This is a genomic window from Collinsella sp. TF09-1AT, from assembly GCF_003436895.1.
GTDB lineage: Bacteria > Actinomycetota > Coriobacteriia > Coriobacteriales > Coriobacteriaceae > Collinsella.
Genome location: NZ_QSRC01000009.1, coordinates 50641 through 72784, shown reverse-complemented (window position 1 = coordinate 72784; position 22144 = coordinate 50641). Strand labels below are relative to the sequence as shown.

Here is a 22144-nt window from a genome sequence, read left to right as displayed (position 1 = left end):
GCCCGCGACCCCTGACCATTCCTTCGGTCTTCCTAAAATCGCAATCCCGCTACCTGCGGTTTTAAATATCGCGCCTTTCGACATGGTTCGGGGTATGCGACTAAACGTAGTAGATAAGCCCGATTCGTGGCGGACGGTTTCGTACCGCTCTCCACCGGGACATAAATGATCCGTTTTCCTCCGTCCCCAAGGGGTCGTTTTCAAAACTATGGCGGATTACGGTGTAAGAACGGCGCAAGCCAACCATACCCTGCATTTTTAATATTCGGCAAGCCGTCTACCTGCGGTTTTATTTTCACTGCTGTCGCTATGGTCGCCAGGCAGCGATTCAGCCCCGTAAAGCGGTATAGCTGCTTTTTTGTAGCATTTTCCAACACGCCAAAAAGCCCCGCCAAACGCAAAAAGCCCGACCTCCGCATGGAGATCGGGCTTATAGGGCTCAGCAAAGCCGAACCTACACGGTCAAATGAACCGCAGATTACATCTGCTCGGGCGCGGAGACGCCAACGAGGGTGAGCACCAGGGCGAGCGTCACGCGAACGGCGTCGCAAGCGGCCAGACGGGCACGCGAAAGCTCGGGGTCGACGGGACGGCCCTCGCTCGGCAGCACCTGGCAAGCAGCGTAGAAGCTGTGGAAGTCGCCGGCGAGCTCCTCGGCAAAATGCGTCAGACGGAACGGGGCGCGATCACGAGCGCAGCTGGCAATCAGGTCGGTGAGCTCGTTGAGCTTACGCGAAAGGGCGAGCTCGGTCGGATCAGTCAGCAGCGAGTAATCGACGTTCTCACCGATGGCCTTGGCGGCGACGGCCTTCATGCCCATCTCGTCAGCCTGCTCGGGCGTAACGTCAGCGGCACGGCGCAGGATGGAGCACACGCGGGCGTGAGCATACTGCACGTAATAGACCGGGTTGGAGTTATCGCGCTTCTTAACGGCCTCGATGTCGAAGTCGACCATCTGATTGGAGCTCTTGGAGATGAGCGTGTAGCGAGCGGCATCGGAACCGACCTCATGGACGAGCTCCTGCAGGGTCACCATGGTACCCTTACGCTTGGACATACGGACGGGCTTGCCGTTGCGCAGCAGGTTGACGAGTTGGCCCAGCAGAACCTCGAACTTACCGGGGTAACCGAGAGCGTCGCAGACGCAGCGGACGCGCTCGATGTAACCGTGGTGGTCGGCGCCCCAGATGTCGATGACGTGATCGACGCGCTGGAACTTATCCCAGTGATAGGCGACGTCGGAGGCGAAGTAGGTGTACTCGCCGTCGGACTTGATCAGGACGCGGTCTTTGTCGTCGCCTAGATCGGTGGAACGGAACCACAGGGCGCCGTCCTTGGTGTAGAGGTAGCCCATCTTGTCGAGCTTCTCAAAAGCGCGGTCGACGGCAGAGGTGCCGGCGGTCTCGCCCTCGGTGTCCTTCACATACAGCGAGCGCTCGGAGTACCAACGATCGAAGTCGCAGTTGACGGCGTGGCAGAGGTCGCGCATGTTGTCGACCATCTTCACATAGCCGCGCTCACGGAAGCTCTCCATGCGCTCCTGCGGATCGGCGTTGACCCACTTGTCGCCGTCGGTGCGCCAGAACTCGGCAGCCTCGTCGATGATGTAGTCGCCGCCGTAGGAGTCCTTGCCCAGGGTCTCGGCAAAGTTGTCCTGGTACGGATGGGTCTCGGGATGCTCGTCGTTCTCGTCGGCAACAAAGGCGTCGCGGTCGGCGATCAGCAGCTTGTGAGCCTCGTCGATATCCACGCCCTGCTTGGCGATGATGTCGGCAAGCTGCATATAGCGCGTGCTGATGGAGTTGCCGAAGGTGTTCATCTGAGAGCCGTGGTCGTTGATGTAGAACTCACGCTGGATGTCGTAACCGGCGTGGTCCATAACACGGCAGAGCGAGTCGCCCAGCGCGGCCCAGCGGCCGTGGCCGATGTGCATGGGGCCGACAGGGTTGGCGGAGACGAACTCGACCTGGGTCTTCAGGCCACCACCGACGTTAGACTTAGCGAAGTCCATGCCCTTCTCGCGGGCCTCGCCAAAAATGGCGTTCTTGACGGCAACGGAGAGGTAGAAGTTAATGAAGCCGGGGCCTGCGATCTCGACCTTCTCAATCGCGGGGTCCTCGGGCATATGGGCAACGATGGCCTCGGCAATCTTGCGCGGGGCGCAGTGAGCCAGCTTGGCGGACTTCAGGGCCATGGTGGAGGTCCACTCGCCATGAGAAGTGTCGGCCGGTCGCTCGATAGCGCAATCGTCAAGTTCAAATGCGGAAAGGTCGCCGGCCTCCTGGGCCGCAGCAAGCGCAGCGCGTACCAGCTCTTCAATCTTCTCGGGCATAGATCCTCCTTGTGTTAAAGCCCCCGAGCTCTTGGTCACTCGTAGGGCAAAAGCCAGAGTTTGTAGCACTCTATCACAAGCGGTAGCTACTGTCGCAGGGTAAAGTTAATCGATATTGCATATGCACAAAAATGACTACGGCTCGCACAGGGCCACTCAAAGATGGCGGTTTGCCTGCTGATTGTGCACCTGCCGAAAATGCATAAACACGTGCATGAGCTGCTCGGAATATCGAATACTCTTACCTATCGGAATTGTGTGCTTTTCCTGCATAAAGCGATGGTTTGCGCACGTCAGCGTGGTATTCTAGACATACGCAAATTCGTATAAGCTGGAGGTAGCATGTTCTCAATCGGTCAACACGTCATTCATCCGGGCCAGGGAGTCTGCACCGTCGTCGGTTTTAGGGACGACACGCCGCAGCCCATGTTGCTGCTCGAGACCAAGCAGGGACATGCGCAGACGATCCTCATGTACCCCGTGGCGCAAGCCGACCGTCTGCATGCCGCCATCTCTCAGCAGGATGCCGAGCACCTGCTGAGCCACTACGACGAGCTGGAGTGCGACACTTTTACCGAGCGCAACAGCTCGCTTGAGGAGACGCACTTTAAGCAGCAGCTCAAGCTGGGCGCGCCCGAGACGGTCCGCGTGGCAAAAACCATGATGCACCGCATTCGCCAGGCCGAGGAAGCTGATAAAAAGCCCAGTTCCTACTACATGCGTGTGCTCAAGGAGGCCAAGCGCCGCTCTATAGAGGAGTTCGCCGTGGCCCTGGGCGTCACCGAAGAGGCCGCCGAAGCCCGCCTAGCCCAAGCCGCCCTCAACTAACCTGCCCACGCCAAAACCACCACAAAGGGGACAGGCACCTTTGTGGTGGTTTTCTTGTTCTAGTAGTATTCAATCTTATCGATACCCACGAGCACAAGGAGTCTGTTATGGCAGAGTCGCTTACCGCCGGAATCACCCGCGACCGCGCATTCGAACTGCTCAACGAGCACAACAAGGATTCGTTCCACATCACCCATGGCGAAACCGTCGAGGGCACCATGCGCTACTTTGCGCGCGAGTTCGACCCCGAGAACGAGGAGTTCTGGGGCATCGTCGGCCTGCTCCACGACCTGGATTGGGAGGAGCATGAGGACGACCCCATGAACCACACCATCTACGCTGCCGAGATCCTCGAAGGCGAAGGTGCCTCTCCTGAGCTCATCCGTGCCATTCAGTCGCACACGTCCGATTTCAACACTTCGCTGCCCAAGCCCGAGCTGCAGATGGAGAAGATCCTGTTTGCCTGCGACGAACTTACCGGCCTGATCGGAGCTGCCGTCATCATGCGACCGAGCAAGAGCGTCATGGACTTTACGACCAAGTCGCTCAAGAAGAAGTTCAAGGACAAGCGCTTCGCCGCCGGCTGCTCGCGCGACGTGATTTCGCAGGGCGCCGAGATGCTGGGCTGGGAGCTCCCCGAGCTCTTTGACCGCACCATCGCAGCCATGCAGTCCTTCGCTCCCGATCGCGACACCTTCCAGGCCTAACACTAAAACCACCACAAAGGGGACAGGCACCTTTGTGGTGGTTTTTGTTTGCATCAGAACGAGCTAACCTGCCTTGCGAATCGACCACTCCCCTACACCCGTCAGGCGCTGAATCTGACGGATCGAAAGGCCGGCGCTCCGCATCGCAGCCAAAATCTCATTTCGTTTGGCCTTATCGAGGGCTTTAACATCGGAAAGCTCACTCAGCCCAAACGAGCGAACCAGCGATATCCCCACATCTAAAGCTTCATCTTCATCGATGCGCCCACCCGCTGACGGACGAACAACCACGACATCGGATGCGTCCATAAAGGCCCGATAGTCGCAAGCGCGCGGAAACGCAAGGCGAACAAACGCCAAATCGACCGTCGCAATAGCTGGGTCGCGTTCAGCATAATCCAAATGGCTGCTCCATCGATACTCGCCATACGGACAAATACCGGCTTTTTGCGGATTGAAATGCACGTATCGAATAGCATCGAGAAGATGTTCCTCGCTCGAAATGGGAGTGCTCGAAAATCTATCCTGAAAAACGTGGCCGACATGCCCATGCCGGCGGTTATACCATGTTGCGTAGCAAGACATGACAAGGTGCATGGACTCACTTACGTTATCATCGGGATCGCTCGCGACAAGATGCACGTGATTGCCCATCAGGCACCAAGCAATAAGTTTGACGTTGAACCTCGATAACGACGACCGGACAAGCGACAACAGCCGCCTCCTGTCTGCATCATCCTCAAATAGAAGCTGCTTGCCGTTGCCCCTCATCGTAATGTGATATAGGCCAATCTGCGATTTCTGCCGAGGTTTTCTTGACATGGGCATCTCCTTGCTCTCATGTCAAAAATAACCCCGCGACGCACGCAAAGCGGCGAGAATCTATTCACCGATTATGCCGCCCACCTGCCGAAATGCCATCTATTGCTTAACGAAAATATGCTTAGATACATTTGAGCAACGAACGAATGCGCGAGGAAGCAAAAACCACCACAAAGGTGCCTGTCCCCTTCGTGGTGGTTTTTGCTTACGGGAGGTTTAGGGGCGGACCTGGCCGGTACCGCGGAGCTTGTATTTGTAGGTGGTGAGGGCCTCGGCGGCAAAGGGGCCGCGGGCGTGGAGCTTTTGGGTCGAGATGCCGATCTCGGCGCCCAGTCCAAACTCGCCGCCGTCGGTGAAGCGCGTACTGGCATTGGCATACACGGCCGAGGCATCGATCTCATCCAAAAAGCGCTCGCAAGCGTCCGCGTCCTCGGCGATGATGGCCTCGGAATGCATGGTGCCGTAGCGGTTGATGTGCGCGATGGCCTCATCCTCGTCCGCCACGACCTTCACGCTCATCTCGAGCGCCAGATACTCGTGGCCCCAATCCTCCTCGGTCGCGGCCACGTAGTCGTCGCCCTCGGCAAGACCGGCGTCGGCGCATGCGGCGCACGTGGCCTCGTCGCCGTGAATGAGCACGCCGTGGTCGTGCAGCACAGCCACAGCCGCGGGCAAAAACGTGTCTGCCACGGCGCGGTCGACCAGCAGCGACTCGGCGGCATTGCACACGCCCACGCGCTGCGTCTTAGCGTTGACGATAATGTTGAGCGCCTTATCAAAGTCGGCGGATTCATGCACGTAGATGTGACAGTTGCCCGTGCCCGTCTCGATCACCGGTACGAGCGACTCGCGCACACAACGCTGAATCAAGCCCGCACCGCCACGCGGAATGAGCACATCGACGATGCCGCGGAGCTTCATGAGCTCGCCGGTGGCCTCGCGGTCGGTAGACTCGATCATCGACACTGCCTCGCGCGGGAAACCCTGGGCCTCAAGCGCATCGGCCAGCAGCTCGGCAATCATGGCGCACGAGTGATACGCCAGCGAACCGCCGCGCAGGATGCAGGCGTTGCCGGTGCGGATGCAGATGCCCGCGGCGTCGGCCGTCACGTTGGGACGTGCCTCGTAGACCATGGCAACCAGACCCAGCGGCACAGTCACACGCGTAAGGTCCACACCACTTGCAAGCACGCGATGGTCGAGCACGCGGCCCACGGGATCGGGCAGCTCAGCGAGCTTCTCCAGGCCGGCGGCCATGCCATCAACGCGCTCGGGCGTCAACAGCAGGCGGTCGAGCAGTCCGGCCGAGGTGCCCGCATCGCGCGCGGAAGACATATCGAGCTCGTTGGCGGCAATGATGCAATCGACACCGTCGCGCAGCGCCGCGGCCATGGCGCGCACGGCCTCCTGGCGCTGGGCATCGCTCGCCGTGGCAAGCGCGGCTGAAGCGGCCTTGGCCTCGACGGCAAGATCGTGGACATACGTGGCTATATCGACCGACATGGGCGGCCCTTTCTCTTAGATGTTTGCCAACCATGGTAGCCGATTTATGCGCATCCTCGCCGACGGCGGTAGAATTGGTCAACCCGAAACACCGCAACGAATGGAAGCATTACATGGCGCTCATCACTTCGTACCACGTCCCCGGCCTGTATGTCGAGGACCACAGCATCGATGTCCCTCTCGACTGGCGCGGCCTTGAGCCAATGCTTTTGGCCGTCGGCAGCACTATGCGCCGCGGCGCCATGCCGGCGCCCATCGCCGGCGCGCCCGAGAGCATCAAGCTTTTCTACCGCGTGGTTTGCGCACCCGACTGCATCAACGAAGATCTGCCGCTCCTCCTCTTTTTGCAGGGCGGCCCCGGCGGCGAGAGCCCGCGTCCGCTGTCGCCCACCAGCGACGGCTGGATCGAGGAGGCCGTCAAGCATTTCCGTGTCGTGCTGCCCGACCAGCGCGGCACCGGACGCAGCAGCTGTGTTGACGGACGCACGATCGCAGCCCTGGGCGAGCGCGCGGAGGCAACCGGCGCCGATGCGGCCCGCTCGCAGGCAGACTTTCTCAAGCGTCACCTCGCCAGCTCCATCGTGCGCGATTTTGAGTACCTGCGTCTGGTGGGCTTTGGCGGCAAGCCCTGGGTCACGATCGGCCAGAGCTACGGCGGATTTTTGACGCTGAGTTATCTGTCCCTCTTCCCGGAGGGCGTGACGGCAAGCTTTACCTGCGGCGGCATTCCGCACGTGCCGGCGAGCGCCAGCGAGGTCTACGCGCACACTTTCCCGCGCATGGCGGCCAAGACCCAGCAGTATTACGACCGCTACCCCGCCGATGTCGAGCGCGTGGCGGCGCTGGCCGATGCGATCGAGGTGCAAAAGCCCGCACTGCCCGACGGTTCGCCGATGACGGTCGAGCGTCTGCAGCTCATGGGCAGCGACTTTGGCATGAAGCCGAGCTTTGAGCGCATGCACTGGATTATCGACCACGCGTTTGTTGATGGTGACGGCACGCTGAGCTGCGGCGCCTCGGTATCCGACAGCTTTTTGATGCGCGCTTTCGAGCGCACCAATACGCGCACGAACCCGCTGTACTGGACACTGCAGGAGTTCATCTACGCCGACGGCGACACCATGCCCATTCGCTGGGCCGCAGCAGAAGAGAAAGCCCATCGTGCCGAGTTCGACACCCTCGCACGCCCGCTCATGTTTACCGGCGAGGCCATGTTCCCGTGGATGTTTGAGCAGATGCCCGAACTTAAGCCCTTCAAGCCGGCGATGGACCTGCTGATGGAGGACACCAGCTGGGACAAGATCTACGACCCGCAGCGCCTGGCCTGTAACGAGGTACCGCTCCAGGCCGCGGTATACTTCGATGACATGTACGTGGACTCGGGCATGCAGCTCGACACGCTCAGCCGCGTGGGCAACTCGCACGCCTGGGTGACCAACGAGTTCGAGCACGACGGCCTGCACGGCAGCGTGGTATTCAAGCACCTCTTCGACGAAGCCCTCAACCGCGGAGACCTGCGTCGAATCTTCTAGCAAAGGAGCGTCCCAAAGTGCCGGCACAAAAGGAACGTCCCCAAGTGCCGGCACAAAAAAGACAGCTCTGCGGGAAACGATCCACAGCACTGTCTTTCTTTATGCAAATACGATCAAGTTATCCCTGTGTATCGCCGGCTTTTCGGCCAGATCCGCCAGCAGGCGGTTGCTGACAATCTGATCCTGGCGGCGGCCGGCCGCAAGCTCCAGCACGTCCGAATCGGCCTCGGCGATACCGCGGGCGACGACCATGCCGCTCGGGTCACACACGTCGAGCACATCGCCCTCGGCAAACGCGCCATCGACCTCGCGAATACCCACCGCAAGCAGGGAAGAGCCCCGGCTGACCAGCGCCTTCGCAGCACCATCATCGACCGTCACCGAGCCATGTGCCTTGTCGCCCAGTGCGATCCACAGCTTGCGGGGTGCGATGTCCAGACGCTCCGCCGGCGGATCGAACAGCGTGCCCACGCTCTCTCCGCGGGCGAGGCGCACGAGCGCATCGGGCTCCTCGCCCGAGCAGATGACGCTCTGAATGCCCGCCGTCATCAGAATGCGGCTCGCGCGAATCTTGGTAATCATGCCGCCCGTTCCCACCGATGTGGAAGAATCGCCCGCCGAGGCAATAATCTTGGCATCGATCTTATGCACGACCGGGACAAACTCGGCCGCAGGATCCTCATGCGGATTGGCGGTGTAAAGGCCGTCGATGTCCGAGAGCGTCACGCACAGATCGGCAGAAACCAGGCAGCTCACAAGCGCCGCCAGCGTGTCATTGTCGCCAAACTTGATTTCATCGACGGTGACGGTGTCGTTCTCGTTGACAACCGGCACCACGCCCAGCTCCACTAGGCGCAGCAGGGCGTCGCGAGCGTGCAGATAGGACGTACGGCGCGCCGTGTCGTGGCGCGTGAGCAGCACGAGCGAGGTGAGCAGGTCGCGCGCATGGAACTCCTCGTCGTAGGCCGACGAGATGATGCACTGACCAGCCGAGGCGCAGGCCTGCAGGCTCGGCAGGTCGCCGACCGGCTTGCGGTCGAAGCCCAACACGGGATAGCCACAGGCGATAGCGCCCGAGCTCACCACGACCAGACGCCAGCCGAGCTTGCGCAGCGCTGCGGCCTGATCGGCAAGTCCACCGATAAAGGCACGGTTGACCTTTCCGTCGGCCCCCACCACCGTGGACGAACCGATCTTTACCACCATCGTTTTATAAGAAGTCGTCATACGTTAAACCAATCGAATGTTCAGCGAACGGACGAACCAGCAAGCGGGAAAATAGTCCGTTTTCCTCCGTCCCCTTCGAATCATTTTGCCCAGGGAAAGGCAGAAGCCGCGGCCATGTTCTTGCGCACGAGCTCGTCGCGCACCCGGGCCAGGCCCTGTTCCATGCCCACCACATAGGTCTGCGGGTACAGGAAGCGCTTGAAAGCTGCGTCCAGATGATCGAGTGCCCAAGCACAGCGCTCGCGCGCGTCCTGGATGCTCTCACGCGGAGCCACCGCGCTGCCATCGCGCACGATCGGCACCAGCAGCTCGCGATACTCAAGTTCGGACACGTCGGTCACCAGGGCGGCATCATTCACAGCCACGAGGGTATTGCCGCGCGCGGCGCCCTCCCCCGCCAGATGGTCCTCGTCGTAGATCATGTCGCAGACCGGGCCGCCAAAGCCGTCGTAATAACGGCGCACGCGTTGCACACCCGGGATCGTGCGCTTGTATGGCTGCTCAGAGAGCTTGACCACCGGCGTCCATGGATCTGCCTCGCTCGCACGGCGGGCGGAAAGCTTGTACACGCCGCCCAGCGCCGGCTGGTCATAGCAGGTCGCAAGCTTGGTACCCACGCCAAAGCTATCGATGGGCGCGCCCTGGTCGAGCAGCGACTGAATCGTGTACTCATCCAGATCGTTAGAAACCGAGATCCCCACATAGGGCAGGCCCTCGGCATCAAAACGGCCGCGCACATACTTGGAGAGCTTGGCGAGGTCGCCGGAGTCGATGCGAATAGCCGACAGGCGCTCGCCCACCGCCTCCATCTCCTTGGCAACCGTAATGGCATGCTCGCAGCCCTCGCGCACGTCGTAGGTGTCGATGAGCAGCGTGCAGTTCTTGGGACTCGACTTAGCAAAAGCCCGGAATGCCTCGAGCTCGGAATCGAAGCTCATCACCCAGCTGTGCGCATGAGTGCCAAAGACGGGAATACCGTAGCGGCGGCCGGCGAGCACATTGGATGTAGAGGAGCAGCCGGCAACGTAGCTCGCGCGCGCGACGGCCAGCCCGCCATCGGGACCCTGGGCGCGGCGCAGGCCAAACTCGGCAACGGGACGGCCGTCCGCCGCCAGCACCACGCGCGCCGTCTTGGTAGCGACAAGCGTCTGGAAGCCGACAATGTTGAGCAACGCCGTTTCGAGCAGCTGGCACTCCAGCGCGGGGCCGGTGACGCGCACCATGGGCTCGCGCGGAAAGACGAGCTCGCCCTCGGGCACGGCGTCAATGTTCACATGCGCGCGGAAGTTGCGCAGGTAGTCGAGGAATGCGGGCTTAAACATCGAGCCGCCGGCCGGAGCCTGGAGCGAAGCTAGATAGTCGATGTCCTCGGGCGTAAAGCGCAGGTTCTCGACAAGCTCGGGCAGCTCGGCGGTGCCGCACATGACGGCATACGCGCTGCCGAAGGGATGGTCGCGGTAAAACGCCGTAAAGCAACCCTGCTCATTGGCCTTGCCGCTCTCCCACAGGCCCTGGGCCATAGTGAGTTCGTACAGATCAGTGAGCATTGCAATGTCGGTGGGATGCGAGATGTCGGTCAAAGCCATGGGGCGACCTTTCGGATGCGTTGTGCAGAGGTTGAGGGTTGGCGAGGCGGGCGTGCGGGCATGGAGCCCAGCGCGAACAGGCTAAAGCAGGCCCATGCTGGTCAGGATCGTGTAGCCCATAAAGATGACAAACGCGATGAGGGCAAGGACAATGATGATTTTTTGAGCCGGCGCCATACCGGGGATCTCGTTCTCACCCGCAGGCTCCTTGGAGGTAACCATGCGCTGGGCAAAGCTCATCTCGTCACGGCTCGGCTTGGGATCGACGGACTTGGGACGAGCGGCCTTTTTAGGCTGAGGTTTGGGCGCGGCAGGTGCAGGCTTCGCAGCAGCGGGCTTGGGTGCGGGCGCGGGCTTGGGCTCGGATGCAACCTTCGCAGCGGCCTCCTCGGCCTTCTCGCGCTCGGCACGCAGGGCGGCCAACTCCTCACGCTCGCGGCGTGCCTCTTCCTGGGCCTCGCGACGAGCTTTCTCGGCGCGGAGCTCTTCCAACTCGGCGCGTTCCTCGGCAGACAGTGGTTGGGACTCAAGCTCGGCCATGGTACAGCCCTTTCTTTTAAAAAAAGCCGCCGACACAATGTCAGCGGCTTATCAAATCCAAGGGTGGAGACGAAGGGAGTCGAACCCTCGGCCTCTGCCATGCGACGGCAGCGCTCTCCCAACTGAGCTACGTCCCCAGGACAAGTCGATATTTTACCTACGGCTCGCCAACTGTCAACGCCCAATAATCAGTCTTTTTGGGGCGCGGCTATTTTGACAACTTTTCGAGCAGGCGATCCTCTCGATGATTTTTCTGGGACGGGGATTAAAAAACATTGTGTACCGAATGATTTTTAATCCCCGTCCCAGAAAAATCATCGGCGAATGCGTTACTTTGTGCTGGTAAGGACGCCGGTGGTATCGAAGGCTGGGGTGAAGCTCTCGTCTACCGCGCCGCCCTCTTGCCAGAACATCGTCGTAAAGCCCAGGTCGTCGGCATGGTCGAGCACCTGCTCATACTCCTCGCGCGTCACGGCGCGCGCCAGGTCGCCGCCTTGTTCGCGCATGAGCGCATTGGGCGTGTACTGGTTCATGACCGAGATCGGCACGTCGCCCACCGTCTGCCACACAAGGTCTAGCACGCGGCACGAGTCATCCGCATGCCCCGGCAGCACCAGGTGGCGCACGATCATGCCGCGCTTCATGAGCCCATTCTCGTCCACTAGCTCTCCCCCGCGGCGCTCGATCTCGCGTGCCATCTGCGCTAAGCCCGACACGGCCACACGCGGGTAGTCCTTAATGTGGGAGAGCGACTGCGCAAGCCCGGCATCGGCATATTTAAAGTCCGTAAGCCACACGTCGACCAGGTCGCCCAGCGCCGCCACGGCACTCGCGCGCTCGTAACCACTCGTGTTGTAGACAATTGGGATGACCAACCCGCGCGTCCGTGCCGCGGCAATCGCGGCAGGCAACAGGTGCGCATAGTGCGTCGCCGTCACCAGGTTGATGTTATTGGCGCTCTGGTCCTGCAGCTCCAGCATAATCTCGACCAAACGCTCGGGCGAAATCTCAAGACCGAAATTGCCCGTCGAGATCTCGTGGTTTTGGCAGTAGATACATTTGAGCGAACAGCCGCTAAAGAAAATCGTACCCGAGCCGGCCTCGCCCGAAATGGGCGGCTCCTCCCACATATGGAGCGCCGCGCGGGCGACCTTAAGCGTGTTGTCGGCGCCGCACACGCCACGCGCGCCCTCGTCGCGCGCCGCACCGCAACGGCGCGGACACAAATGGCAGGCGGGCGAAAAAAGTTCGGTCAACGACGTCGGCATAAAAACATGCTCCAAAACAACGATTCAGCAGCTCAAACGTAAAGGGCTAGGCCGCACAGACGGCTCGAGCCTAAAAGCGCCGTAATCGTCCGACACGATTTTTGTAATGTCAAGACTGGAATCGACAAAGTGCCGCTTTATGATGTAGATATTCCGCCCCCCGCGGAGCAACTGGGTGAACCGTCGCGTTTATTTAGGGAGCCCACACAGTCGTACCTAGTACAGGTATCCTTCGTTGTTAAGGACGCTGGAACAGTCGATGAGGGCACCCACCTGTTTTAGGTGGGTTCATTTTCGTAACGTGGGGGGTGGTTTTCTTTTGCCGATTTTTCTGAATACCGCCACTGCAGGCCCCACATGGACGCTCAGTGGCATCCAGCAGAATCCCCACCAACATCCCAATATCTGGTAAGCGCGTGATAATCGCACGGTGCAAACCTCCGCACCCCCTCGGTCGAGTATCATGGGTCAGCTACGCCTTTTTGCGCAGCAACCTTTGACCTTTTCCTTCGACGCTTGGCGGTTTTTAGATTCATGGCTTTATCCCCGAGCTACATACCGTATCTATGCGTGGCAGCGGCGGCCTTTATCACGACCTTCCTCACGGTGCCCCTGGTCAAGCGCTTGGCAATTAAGCTCGACGCCGTCGACTATCCTTCTAAGCGCCGCATCAACACCAAGCCCATCCCGCGTTTGGGCGGAACGGCGGTGTTTTTGGGCCTGGTCGTTGCCTGCATTGTGCAAATCCTAGGCACCTGGCACCTAGGCTGGCCGCCCGTCCTGGTGCCACACCCACGCCTTCACATTAGCTATCCCATGCTGGCGCTCTCCTTTACCGTCATCTTCGCGACCGGCGCTATCGACGACGTCTATCAGCTCAAGCCCAAACAAAAACTGGCCGGTCAGGTACTCGCCGCGCTCATCGCCTGTATCGGCGGCTTGCGGATCGTCGTCATCGTCAACCCGTTTGCCCCCGGCGAAATCATGCTCGGATGGCTCGCCTACCCCATCACCGTGATCTATCTGGTGGCATTCACCAACATCATTAACCTCATCGACGGCCTCGACGGCTTGGCCACGGGCATCTGCGGCATCGCGTCGTTTACCATGTTTTCGATGGCCGTTATCTCGGGGCGCATCGACGCCGCCGCGCTCTCCATTGCGCTCTTTGGCGCCTGCCTGGCCTTTTTGCGCTACAACTTCAACCCCGCAAGCATCTTCTTGGGCGACTCGGGGTCGCTGCTTCTGGGCTTTGCGCTGGGCTCCATCTCGCTGCTCAACGTGAGCCGCACCGCCGCGCTCACCTCGCTTATCATCCCGCTCATCGTTGCCGGCGTGCCCATCATCGACACGTTTAGCGCCATCGTGCGCCGCAAGCGCGCCCACATTAGCATCGGGCAGGCCGACAAGGGCCACATCCACCATCGCCTGATTCAGGAGGGCTACAACCAAAAGCAGGCCGTACTGCTCATCTATGCCTGGTGCATCATGCTTTCGGCCGGCGCCGCCGCCATTAATCAGGTCGAGGTCCCCATGCGCGTGCTCATCTTTACCGTGCTCGCCATTGGCTCGGCAGCCTTCGCCAAGCACCTGCACCTGTTTGAGCCCGTGCTGCGCCACCATTACAACAAGCGCACGCACGAGGACGAGCTGGTAACCCCCGACGACCCCGCCTTTAAGCAGGAGGAGCAGGCGGCGGAAGAGCGTAAGGAAGAGCGGCACCACAGGCGCTAGGGTTTGCCGGCGAGGATGGGCTAGGCGTTGGCAGCCGTTCGCGCGGACGGCGTGACGGACATGAAAGCCGGCTCCCGACAGTCCCTCACCCACTCACGCCCACCCCTCAATAAACACGCTATCATCAAGACCTGCGAACGAACGTTAGGAGCAATCATGCCAAACGAGAACAGCTACGAAGTCGCGCTGCAAAAGAGCAACGCCATTCGCGAGGGCCTGGCCAAGACGCCCGAGAAGTTCACCATGCTCACCGGCGACCGCCCCACCGGCCGTCTGCACCTGGGCCACTACTTCGGTACCCTCAGGGGCCGTGTTGAGCTGCAGAACATGGGCGCCAAGACCAACGTGCTCATCGCCGACTACCAGGTCATCACCGACCGCGACACCACCGAGCACATCCAGGACAACGTGTACAACATGGTCATGGACTACCTTGCCTGCGGCATCGACCCCGACAAGACCATGATCTACGCGCACTCCGCCGTGCCCGCCGCCAACCAGCTCATGCTGCCGTTCCTGTCGCTGGTCTCCGAGGCCGAGCTGGCGCGCAACCCCACCGTCAAGGCCGAGATGGAGGCCAGCGGCCATGAGCTCACCGGCCTTCTGCTCACCTACCCGGTGCATCAGGCCTGCGACATCCTGTTCTGCAAGGGCAACGTCGTGCCCGTCGGCCGCGACCAGCTGCCGCACATCGAGCTCACCCGCACCATCGCCCGCCGCTTTAACAACCGCTACGGCAAGGTGTTCCCCGAGGTCGACGCGCTGCTGTCCGACACGCCGCTGCTGCCCGGCTTGGACGGTCGAAAGATGAGCAAGAGCTACGGCAACGCCATCAATATTTCGATGACCGCCGAGGAGACGGCCAAGCGCATTAAGAAGAGCCAGACCGACTCCGAGCGCATGATCACGTTTGACCCCGAGAACCGCCCCGGCGTGTCCGGTCTGCTTTCGACAGCCGCCATCTGCACCGGTCGTTCCGAGGTTGAGATTGCCGAAGAGATTGGCATGGGCGGCTCCGGTCAGCTTAAGAAATACGTGACCGAGGCGGTCAACGAGTACTTCGCGCCGATCCGCGAGCGTCGCCAGCGCTATGAGAACGACCTGGAATATGTGAAGGACGTGCTGCACGAGGGCAACCGTCGTGCCAACGAGATTGCCGAGCAGACCCTGGCCGAGGTTCAGGACGCCATGGGTATGGTGTACTAGAGACAAGCTCTGCGGCGCTGCCGCCGGGATTTGGACACATACAGACGGTGAGGCTAAATCCTCCCCTAACAGGAACGGGCCCGCTGGCAGTCAGTTGCCAGCGGGCCCGTTCCCGAAGTACACCGTTGAATCGCACAGAGGGGAGGAATGCGAATCAAACTCAACAGGGCAGGCTTTTTCATCGCCTATGGCCTGCTCCGTTGCTGAATACAATATAGTTCACCATGGTTTACTTTGTAGTGTCAATATGCTCCGCCACGCCTTCTCCATAAGTTAGCTCAGGTAAACTAAAACCACCACAAAGGGGACAGGCACCTTTGTGGTGGTTTTAGCCACGGCAGAACCGTTAGAGTCCGGCAGGCCAGCGACAGGCGCCCAGATCGACGTGCATGTCGTCCTTAAACGCCACACCCTCCCCTAGCAAAAGCTCACGTTGAGCATCGGGACCGCCAAAAGCAAAACCCTCGCAAATGTGCCCGTCGGCAAACACCACACGGTGACAGGGAATCTCGCCGGGGCGCGGATTGCTGTGCAGCGCATAGCCCACAAAACGCGCGCTCCGCGGACGACCGGCGAGCAGCGCCACCTGACCGTACGTGGCGACCATCCCTTCGGGGATCTGCTCGACCACCTCGTACACCCGTTCAAAAAAGCCCTCAGACGCCATTGCTCACTCCTTTCCATCCGGAAAAGCATAAACCACCACAAAGGTGCCTGTCCCCTTTGTGGTGGTTTATGGCAGGTCGGTTAGTTGGTAGGCTGGAAGAAGGCTATGGCTACGGCGCCGGGACCTACGTGGGTGCCGATGGTGGCGCCGATGGTATGGACGGGCAGCTCGCCCTCGATGTGGCCAGCCCACAGCGCCACGCTGTCCTCAATATACTTCTTGAGCACCGCATCCGAAAGTCCCGTATAGCCGAGCGCCAACGGCATGGAAAAGTCGACGCCGCCCGCCTTTTCGACTTTCTGGTTGAGCAGGTTACGGCCGTTCTTAGAACCGCGTGCCTTGCCCAGCTGCACGATCAGGCCATCCTCCACAGCCACCACGGGCTTTACGTTGAGCAGCGTACCCACGGCGCCCGCAGCAACAGACAGTCGACCGCCGCGCACCAGATACTCCAGTGTCTCGAGCAGGCCGATAACCACAACTCGGTCGCACACGGCCTCGACAGCCGCCACAATCTGCGCCGCACTGCGGCCCTCGTCCACCAGGCGCAGGGCATACTCAACCAGCACGCGCTCGCCCAAGGTCACGTTATTGCTGTCCACGATAAACACGTCGCCGCCCGGAGCCTCGGCAAGTGCGGTACGGGCGCTCTGATTGGTGCCCGAAAGCTTAGCGCCCACGGTAATAATCACAGCCTCGTCGCCGGCCTCACGTGCTTCGGCAATCGCCTGCGAAAAGGCATACGGGTTGACCTGGCCGGTCATGGGCAGCTCATCGCGCTCCACGAGCATCTCGTAAAAACGCTGGTGGTCGATGTCGACGCCATCCATGTACACATCGGTGCCAAAGGTGACGGACAGCGGCAAAACGGCCAGCGCCGGATGCTCGGCCGGCGACATATCGCTTGCGGAATCGGTAATAATGCGGACAGACATAGTTGATCCTTTCTTGCGCGGGCCTCGCGCAGAGAATTTTGACAGCAATGCCCCGGCACGGCGAACGCGCTCAAACGGGACTCTGCAGTTGTTTATCGGAAGCAAATGCCCCAGCGGCTCTACAGCTCGCGCAGGGTGTTGAGAATCGTGCGCAACGACGCGTACATCTGCTCGCGCTGCTCCACGCCCATGGTCTTGCCGGTGGTGTCGAGCACTTCGCGAATAATGCGATCGGCCTCGTTCATGCTCTCGCCGCCCAACGTGGTCAGGCGAACCGGGGCACGGTATTTAACGGCAGCATCGCCCGAATCTTCGACCTCGACGTAGCCGCCCTCCTCCAGATGCGCCAGCGTGCGCGAGACAGCGGCACGGGTCACGCCTGCCATGCGGGCGAGGTCGGCCCCAGTCAAGCCGTCCTTGCTGCGCTCCAGATAGTACAGGCACATAACATCGGAGCCCTTGAGGCCCAGCCTTGCGCCCTCAGATGCCTTAATGCGCTGGATCTCCTTGTAGAGACCGCTGATCAGTCCGACAAAGTCCTCGAAACGTGTCTCGTCGCTCTGCTGCATGGGAGACAACCGCCTTTCGCTTGCATAATGCTAACGAGTAAACATCTTAGCCGTACTCAGCGACCGGCAGCCCCACGCGCCCCATTTGTTAACCCATCAACATAAAAACCACCACAAAGGGGACAGGCACCTTTGTGGTGGTTGTGACCGTCGAGTTTGATCCGCAGGCGTCGCTACAGTTCCACGCAAGGATTGTCGCGAGTCACAAGCGTCTTGACGACAACCGTCGCTCCCAGATAGCGCTCAAGCAACTCAGCGAGGCGATCAACGGCAGCCTGGCAATCCCCCATCCGCTCGGGCTCCACGCACTCAATCGCCAGGAATGCATCGGCAGAATCGTCGGACAGCGCCGTGCGAACGCCGTCGCGCCAGTTCCAGCAGCGGCACACGGCGCCCGCATCGTCAATATAGGCGAGCTCGCCGGAAAGCGTCGGATCATCTGTCTCCTCGCCAAGCGGCAGGAACGCATCGCCGCCATCGGTCACCGCCAAGCGCAGATTGCCCTCAATCGCGTGCACATCCTCACCGCCAACAGGCAGCGCATAGGTCAGCGACACCGTGTTGTAGATATCCACCGCCGGCGTAATATGACCGACCGGTTTGCCTTTGAGCACGCGCTTAAGCAGGTTCTCAATCGAACAACGCGCGCCCTTCTTAGTCTTGAACAGACGATACGCCTCGCGCCATGCCTTGACCGGCGCATTCTCGCTGATGGTATCGCTCGTCAGGTGACGCTCCGCATCGATATTGGCGCGGTCAAGCAGCGCGGCAATCGCATCCACGTCCTCCTGGGAAATCTGCGCCGCGGGCTTCATGCCCTTTACGACCACAACGCCGATAGCCGCCTGCGGAAACAGTTCCCAAAACGAATCCTCGGCAACGAAACTCTTCATGTACTCTCCCTTCATAGCATGCGCCCGAGCCCGGGTGCCTAAACAAAAAGCGCCCTTACGACGGCCACCTTCAAAGTCCTACGGTGCCGCCACAAGAGCGCTTACGCTGCCCCCATCCGGAGAAGGGGGCGATATGTCAGGCGTATTGTAACCCGAGTCTTCCGCCCGAGCAAAACCACCACAAAGGTGCCTGTCCCCTTTGTGGTGGTTTTGAACTCGCGGCGATGCTAGAGACGAAGTCCCAGCAGGCCGCGGCCGCGATGACGGGCCTCAGCGGGCACCTGGGCGTGCGGGCCGGCGGCCTTGACGGACTCGGGCAGGTGTGAGTACTTCTTCTCGAAGTTCTCCTCGAACATCACCGCCAGGTTGTGCGCGGCCTCGTCGTAGCGCGCGGTGCTCTGCCAGTACTGGCGCGGCACCAGGATGCCGTCGGGCACACCGTGGCACGTGGTGGGAATGTCGACGTTAAAGATATCGTCGTGCACGAACTCGCTGTCCTCGATAGTACCGTCGAGGGCGCGGGCCACCAGGGCGCGCGTGTAGGCGAGCTCGATACGATGGCCAACGCCGTAGCCGCCACCGATCCAGCCGGTATTGACCAGGTACACGCGCGTGCGGCCGTCGGCAATGCGCTCGCCGAGCATCTTGGCGTAGACCATAGGGTCGAGCGGCATAAACGGCTCGCCAAACAGCGAGGAGAACGTGGGCGTGGGCTCGGTGACGCCGACCTCGGTGCCGGGGATCTTGGCCGTAAAGCCTGTCACAAAGTGATACATGGCGGCATCGGCCGTCAGGCGCGAGATGGGCGGCAGCACGCCAAAGGCATCGCAGGTCAAAAACAGCACGACGCTCGGGATGGTGCCCATGCCCTTGGTCCACGCGTTGGGGATATGCTCAACGGGATAGGCCACGCGCGTATTGTGCGTGATCGAGACATCGTTGTAGTTGGGCTTGCGATTCTCATCAAGCACCACGTTTTCGCAGATGGCGCCAAAGCGCACAGCGTTGAAAATCTCGGGCTCGTGGAACGCGTCCAGGCCCTCGCACTTGGCGTAGCAGCCGCCCTCGACGTTAAAGATGCCCATGTCGGACCAGCCGTGCTCGTCATCGCCGATCAGTAGGCGCGTGGGGTTGGCCGAAAGCGTGGTCTTGCCGGTGCCCGAGAGGCCAAAGAACACGGCGGTCTCATGCGTGACGGGATCCATGCTGGCCGAGCAGTGCATGGGCAGCACATCGTCCTCGACGGGCAGCAGATAGTTCATAACGCTGAAGATGGACTTTTTGATCTCACCGGAGTAGCCGGTACCCGCGACCAAAATCACGCGCTCCTGGAAGTTGATGAGCACGGCAGCGCTGGAGTTGAGGCCCTTGATGGCAGGGTCGCACTGGTACCCGGGTGCCGCGAGCACGCAAAAGTCCGGCTCACCGGTGCGCGCAATTTCGCGAGCGAGCGGACGGGCGAGCATTTGCTTAATGAAGAGCGCCTGGCTGGCACGCTCGCAGGCGACGAGCAGGCGACGCGTGTGGTTGCGGTCGGCGCCCGCCATGCCGCGCGTGACGAACACGTCGCGCTCGTTGAGGTAGTCGACGATACCGGCCTTGATGGTCTCGTAGCTCTCAATCGAAAGCGGTCGGTTGACGGCGCCCCAGGCGATCTTGTCGTGCACGTCGGGCGTGTCGACGATAAAGCGATCGTTGGGCGAACGACCGGTGCGCTCCCCCGTCTCGATCACGAGTGCGCCATTGGACGCCATACGGCCCTCTTCGCGGCGGATGGCGTGCTCGACGAGCTCCGCCGCGGGCAAATCGACCAGCAGACGGGGCTGATTCTCGGCGGGATCTTCGACCAGCGTAATGCCAAAGTTGGACAGAACTTCTGCAGGGGTAACACCAGACATGGGGCCTCCTTTAAAAACGCGGCACGTGGACGCGGCGCGCACTTTACTCACATAAAGCCCGTTGTACCCGATATGCAAAAACGTTTTTGCGGCAACCGCGAAGCACCCGCCCAACGGTCAAAAATCGCACGCAAGCGGCCTAGTCATTGGGAACGTTCTTAAACGACTAGCCATTCGGGACATTCTTGAACAGGCAACAAACAAGGAGTGTCCCCAGATGCCGGCACTTAGGGACGTTCCCAAAGTGCCGGCACAAAAGGAACGTCCCCAAGTGCCAACTACAGCGGCAGGTTTTGGCCGAGCATGGCTATGGCGCTCATCAGGACCAGCATGCCGGCAGCGTAGGGCAGCACCGCGCCCAGGAGTTCGGCGTCCTTACCGCGTACATGCACGGCGGCAAGACCGATCGCGAGCGTCTGCGGCGAAATCATCTTACCGGCAGCAACGCCAAGCGCATTCAGCGCGACCATCCAGTAGTCGCTCACACCCAGCGCCATAGCGGCCTGGCTCTGGATGGGGCCAAACAGCATGCCTGAGGACGTGCCCGAACCGGTCACGAACGCACCGACGGCGCCGATCCACGGAGCCAGAATCGGGTACAGGCCGCCGGCGACCGCAATGCAAAACGCGCTGATCGAAGAGATCATGCCCGCATAGCCCATCACCTTGGCGCAACCCAGCACTGAAAGCATGGTAATGACCGTCGGCATCATCTGCTTGACGGTCGCGGCCAGTACCTCGCCCATCAAGCGCGGCGAAGCGCCCTGAATGGCACCGCCGACAAACGCAGCCAGGAAGATCCAAACACCCGGCGTGTTGATCCACGAAAACGTAAGCGTGCCGGGGTTCTCGCCGCAATACACCTGCACGTGACTCGCAAACGGCGCGAGCGCGGCATGCACGACGGGCACCAGGTTGGAGGTACCCAACAGCAGCACAAAAATCAGGATGAAGCACGACCAGGCAGAAAGCGCCGACTTAGCGGTGAGCTGTTCGCCGGCCTCGATATTCATGTGAAAGCGTGCATCCAGATGCCCCGACTTCTCGGCATGCATGGCAAGCGCGGCGGTCAGCGCAAGCGATACGATGGAGCCCACGACCACGGCAAGCTCGGGACCCACGAACATGGCAACGACCAGGGCCGCGCCGACAAAGGACACACCGGAAAGCAGCGCCACGCCGGCAACGCCGTGCAGACGCTCGCTTACGCTCGCAACGTTGCCTTGATCATCGGCGACACGGCCCGCGACCAATACAATGAGCAGCGGCATCACCACAAAGAACGGTGCGAGCTGCACCAGCTGAACGGTCGCCAAATGCAGCGGGTCCAGGCCCACCAGGTCGGCAACGGACACCGTGGGGATGCCGATGGAGCCGTAGGGCGTGGGCACGCCGTTAGCCAGTAGACAGATCAGCACGGCAGGCACGGCCTCAAAACCAAGGCCCGCGAGCATGCCGGCGGGAATGGCAACGGCGGTACCAAAGCCGGCCATGCCCTCCATAAAGCCGCCGAAGCACCACGCCACGAGCAGCGCCAGCAGACGACGGTCGCTGCTGATGGAGGTGATCATGCTGCCGATCACGTCCATGGCACCCGTGCGCACGCACAGGTTATACGTAAAGACGGCGGCGATAATCACGAGCACGATGGGCCACAGGGCCATCAAAAAGCCCTCGAGCGAGGCCGTGGCTATCTGCGCCGCCGGCAAATGCCACCACGCAAGGGCAAGCACGCACGAAAGGACAAACGATCCGATAGCGGCTTTCCAAGCTGGCCATTTAAAGCACAGCAGCATCACGACAAGCCAAATGATCGGCACAAGAGCCAGCAGGAATGCGGCGACGTCCATGGTTCATAGCTCCTTGCTACCGCGCGGGCGGCATAGGGGTGTCACAA

General features: G+C 60.9%; 18 protein-coding genes and 1 tRNA gene. 5 read left to right on the top strand and 14 right to left on the bottom strand.

Annotated features, from left to right (window positions below):
* Positions 1-478: 478 nt before the first annotated feature.
* Positions 479-2332 (bottom strand): arginine--tRNA ligase, encoded by a 1854-nt coding sequence (gene argS / locus DXC90_RS08565; protein ID WP_117735608.1) that lies wholly within the window; start codon positions 2330-2332, stop codon positions 479-481.
* A 342-nt stretch (positions 2333-2674) separates the two neighbouring features.
* Here argS and DXC90_RS08560 point away from each other — a divergent pair, with 342 nt between their 5' ends.
* Together DXC90_RS08560 and DXC90_RS08555 are read left to right on the top strand one after the other, a co-directional pair.
* Positions 2675-3160, top strand: coding sequence for a CarD family transcriptional regulator (locus DXC90_RS08560; RefSeq protein WP_006235480.1), 486 nt, complete (start codon positions 2675-2677; stop codon positions 3158-3160).
* 107 nt (positions 3161-3267) lie between these two features.
* The gene (locus DXC90_RS08555) at positions 3268-3867 is read left to right on the top strand and encodes an HD domain-containing protein (RefSeq protein WP_117735607.1); all 600 of its coding nucleotides are present in this window, start codon (positions 3268-3270) and stop codon (positions 3865-3867) included.
* A gap of 63 nt (positions 3868-3930) precedes the next feature.
* On the opposite strand, the gene DXC90_RS08550 is transcribed toward DXC90_RS08555, so the two are convergent.
* Positions 3931-4689, bottom strand: coding sequence for a transposase (locus tag DXC90_RS08550; RefSeq protein WP_158550252.1), 759 nt, complete (start codon positions 4687-4689; stop codon positions 3931-3933).
* Between the two features lie 216 nt (positions 4690-4905).
* Positions 4906-6192, bottom strand: a complete 1287-nt coding sequence (locus tag DXC90_RS08545) for a glutamate-5-semialdehyde dehydrogenase (RefSeq protein ID WP_117735605.1) — start codon at positions 6190-6192, stop codon at positions 4906-4908.
* Between the two features lie 113 nt (positions 6193-6305).
* Between DXC90_RS08545 and DXC90_RS08540 the strand changes: the two genes are divergently transcribed.
* Complete coding sequence (locus DXC90_RS08540; RefSeq protein WP_117735604.1) at positions 6306-7724, top strand: alpha/beta fold hydrolase; 1419 nt, start codon at positions 6306-6308, stop codon at positions 7722-7724.
* Between the two features lie 99 nt (positions 7725-7823).
* Here the strand turns inward: DXC90_RS08540 and proB are convergent, their stop codons facing one another.
* The 5 genes from proB to DXC90_RS08515 all read right to left on the bottom strand — a co-directional run bounded on the left by proB (position 7824) and on the right by DXC90_RS08515 (position 12345).
* Positions 7824-8951, bottom strand: coding sequence for a glutamate 5-kinase (gene proB / locus DXC90_RS08535; protein WP_117735603.1), 1128 nt, complete (start codon positions 8949-8951; stop codon positions 7824-7826).
* Positions 8952-9031: 80 nt separating this feature from the next.
* Positions 9032-10537, bottom strand: a complete 1506-nt coding sequence (locus tag DXC90_RS08530; protein WP_117735602.1) for a nicotinate phosphoribosyltransferase — start codon at positions 10535-10537, stop codon at positions 9032-9034.
* Positions 10538-10618: 81 nt separating this feature from the next.
* Positions 10619-11077, bottom strand: coding sequence for a hypothetical protein (locus DXC90_RS08525; RefSeq protein WP_055252324.1), 459 nt, complete (start codon positions 11075-11077; stop codon positions 10619-10621).
* Positions 11078-11141: 64 nt separating this feature from the next.
* Positions 11142-11214 (bottom strand) — tRNA-Ala (locus DXC90_RS08520).
* A 192-nt stretch (positions 11215-11406) separates the two neighbouring features.
* Positions 11407-12345: a radical SAM protein gene (locus tag DXC90_RS08515; RefSeq protein WP_117735601.1), complete on the bottom strand. Its 939-nt coding sequence runs from the start codon at positions 12343-12345 to the stop codon at positions 11407-11409.
* Between the two features lie 534 nt (positions 12346-12879).
* On the opposite strand from DXC90_RS08515, the gene DXC90_RS08510 reads away from it, so the two are divergent.
* Positions 12880-14079: an MraY family glycosyltransferase gene (locus DXC90_RS08510; RefSeq protein ID WP_117735600.1), complete on the top strand. Its 1200-nt coding sequence runs from the start codon at positions 12880-12882 to the stop codon at positions 14077-14079.
* Between the two features lie 156 nt (positions 14080-14235).
* Entirely contained in the window at positions 14236-15285 is a 1050-nt protein-coding gene (gene trpS / locus DXC90_RS08505) for a tryptophan--tRNA ligase (protein WP_117735599.1), read from the top strand.
* Positions 15286-15631: 346 nt separating this feature from the next.
* Here the strand turns inward: trpS and DXC90_RS08500 are convergent, their stop codons facing one another.
* The 6 genes from DXC90_RS08500 to DXC90_RS08475 form a co-directional block, all read right to left on the bottom strand.
* Positions 15632-15952, bottom strand: a complete 321-nt coding sequence (locus DXC90_RS08500; protein WP_117735598.1) for an MGMT family protein — start codon at positions 15950-15952, stop codon at positions 15632-15634.
* Positions 15953-16032: 80 nt separating this feature from the next.
* On the bottom strand, positions 16033-16887 hold the full coding sequence (locus DXC90_RS08495) for a DegV family protein (protein WP_117735597.1): 855 nt from the start codon (positions 16885-16887) through the stop codon (positions 16033-16035).
* A gap of 119 nt (positions 16888-17006) precedes the next feature.
* Positions 17007-17456, bottom strand: a complete 450-nt coding sequence (locus DXC90_RS08490; protein WP_117735596.1) for a MarR family winged helix-turn-helix transcriptional regulator — start codon at positions 17454-17456, stop codon at positions 17007-17009.
* Between the two features lie 173 nt (positions 17457-17629).
* Positions 17630-18349, bottom strand: a complete 720-nt coding sequence (locus DXC90_RS08485; protein WP_117735595.1) for a B3/4 domain-containing protein — start codon at positions 18347-18349, stop codon at positions 17630-17632.
* A gap of 227 nt (positions 18350-18576) precedes the next feature.
* Positions 18577-20247 (bottom strand): phosphoenolpyruvate carboxykinase (ATP), encoded by a 1671-nt coding sequence (pckA, locus tag DXC90_RS08480; protein ID WP_199406661.1) that lies wholly within the window; start codon positions 20245-20247, stop codon positions 18577-18579.
* A 278-nt stretch (positions 20248-20525) separates the two neighbouring features.
* Entirely contained in the window at positions 20526-22097 is a 1572-nt protein-coding gene (locus DXC90_RS08475) for an L-lactate permease (RefSeq protein WP_117735594.1), read from the bottom strand.
* Positions 22098-22144: the final 47 nt, after the last annotated feature.

Coding starts and splice junctions, on each gene's coding strand:
- DXC90_RS08510 (WP_117735600.1), top strand. CDS start 12,880: ATGGCTTTATCCCCGAGCTACATACCGTATCTATGCGTGGCAGCGGCG.
- DXC90_RS08490 (WP_117735596.1), bottom strand. CDS start 17,456: ATGCAGCAGAGCGACGAGACACGTTTCGAGGACTTTGTCGGACTGATC.
- argS (WP_117735608.1), bottom strand. CDS start 2,332: ATGCCCGAGAAGATTGAAGAGCTGGTACGCGCTGCGCTTGCTGCGGCC.
- trpS (WP_117735599.1), top strand. CDS start 14,236: ATGCCAAACGAGAACAGCTACGAAGTCGCGCTGCAAAAGAGCAACGCC.
- DXC90_RS08500 (WP_117735598.1), bottom strand. CDS start 15,952: ATGGCGTCTGAGGGCTTTTTTGAACGGGTGTACGAGGTGGTCGAGCAG.
- DXC90_RS08525 (WP_055252324.1), bottom strand. CDS start 11,077: ATGGCCGAGCTTGAGTCCCAACCACTGTCTGCCGAGGAACGCGCCGAG.
- DXC90_RS08555 (WP_117735607.1), top strand. CDS start 3,268: ATGGCAGAGTCGCTTACCGCCGGAATCACCCGCGACCGCGCATTCGAA.
- DXC90_RS08545 (WP_117735605.1), bottom strand. CDS start 6,192: ATGTCGGTCGATATAGCCACGTATGTCCACGATCTTGCCGTCGAGGCC.
- DXC90_RS08475 (WP_117735594.1), bottom strand. CDS start 22,097: ATGGACGTCGCCGCATTCCTGCTGGCTCTTGTGCCGATCATTTGGCTT.
- DXC90_RS08550 (WP_158550252.1), bottom strand. CDS start 4,689: ATGTCAAGAAAACCTCGGCAGAAATCGCAGATTGGCCTATATCACATT.
- DXC90_RS08495 (WP_117735597.1), bottom strand. CDS start 16,887: ATGTCTGTCCGCATTATTACCGATTCCGCAAGCGATATGTCGCCGGCC.
- DXC90_RS08515 (WP_117735601.1), bottom strand. CDS start 12,345: ATGCCGACGTCGTTGACCGAACTTTTTTCGCCCGCCTGCCATTTGTGT.
- DXC90_RS08560 (WP_006235480.1), top strand. CDS start 2,675: ATGTTCTCAATCGGTCAACACGTCATTCATCCGGGCCAGGGAGTCTGC.
- DXC90_RS08485 (WP_117735595.1), bottom strand. CDS start 18,349: ATGAAGAGTTTCGTTGCCGAGGATTCGTTTTGGGAACTGTTTCCGCAG.
- DXC90_RS08530 (WP_117735602.1), bottom strand. CDS start 10,537: ATGGCTTTGACCGACATCTCGCATCCCACCGACATTGCAATGCTCACT.
- proB (WP_117735603.1), bottom strand. CDS start 8,951: ATGACGACTTCTTATAAAACGATGGTGGTAAAGATCGGTTCGTCCACG.
- DXC90_RS08540 (WP_117735604.1), top strand. CDS start 6,306: ATGGCGCTCATCACTTCGTACCACGTCCCCGGCCTGTATGTCGAGGAC.
- pckA (WP_199406661.1), bottom strand. CDS start 20,247: ATGTCTGGTGTTACCCCTGCAGAAGTTCTGTCCAACTTTGGCATTACG.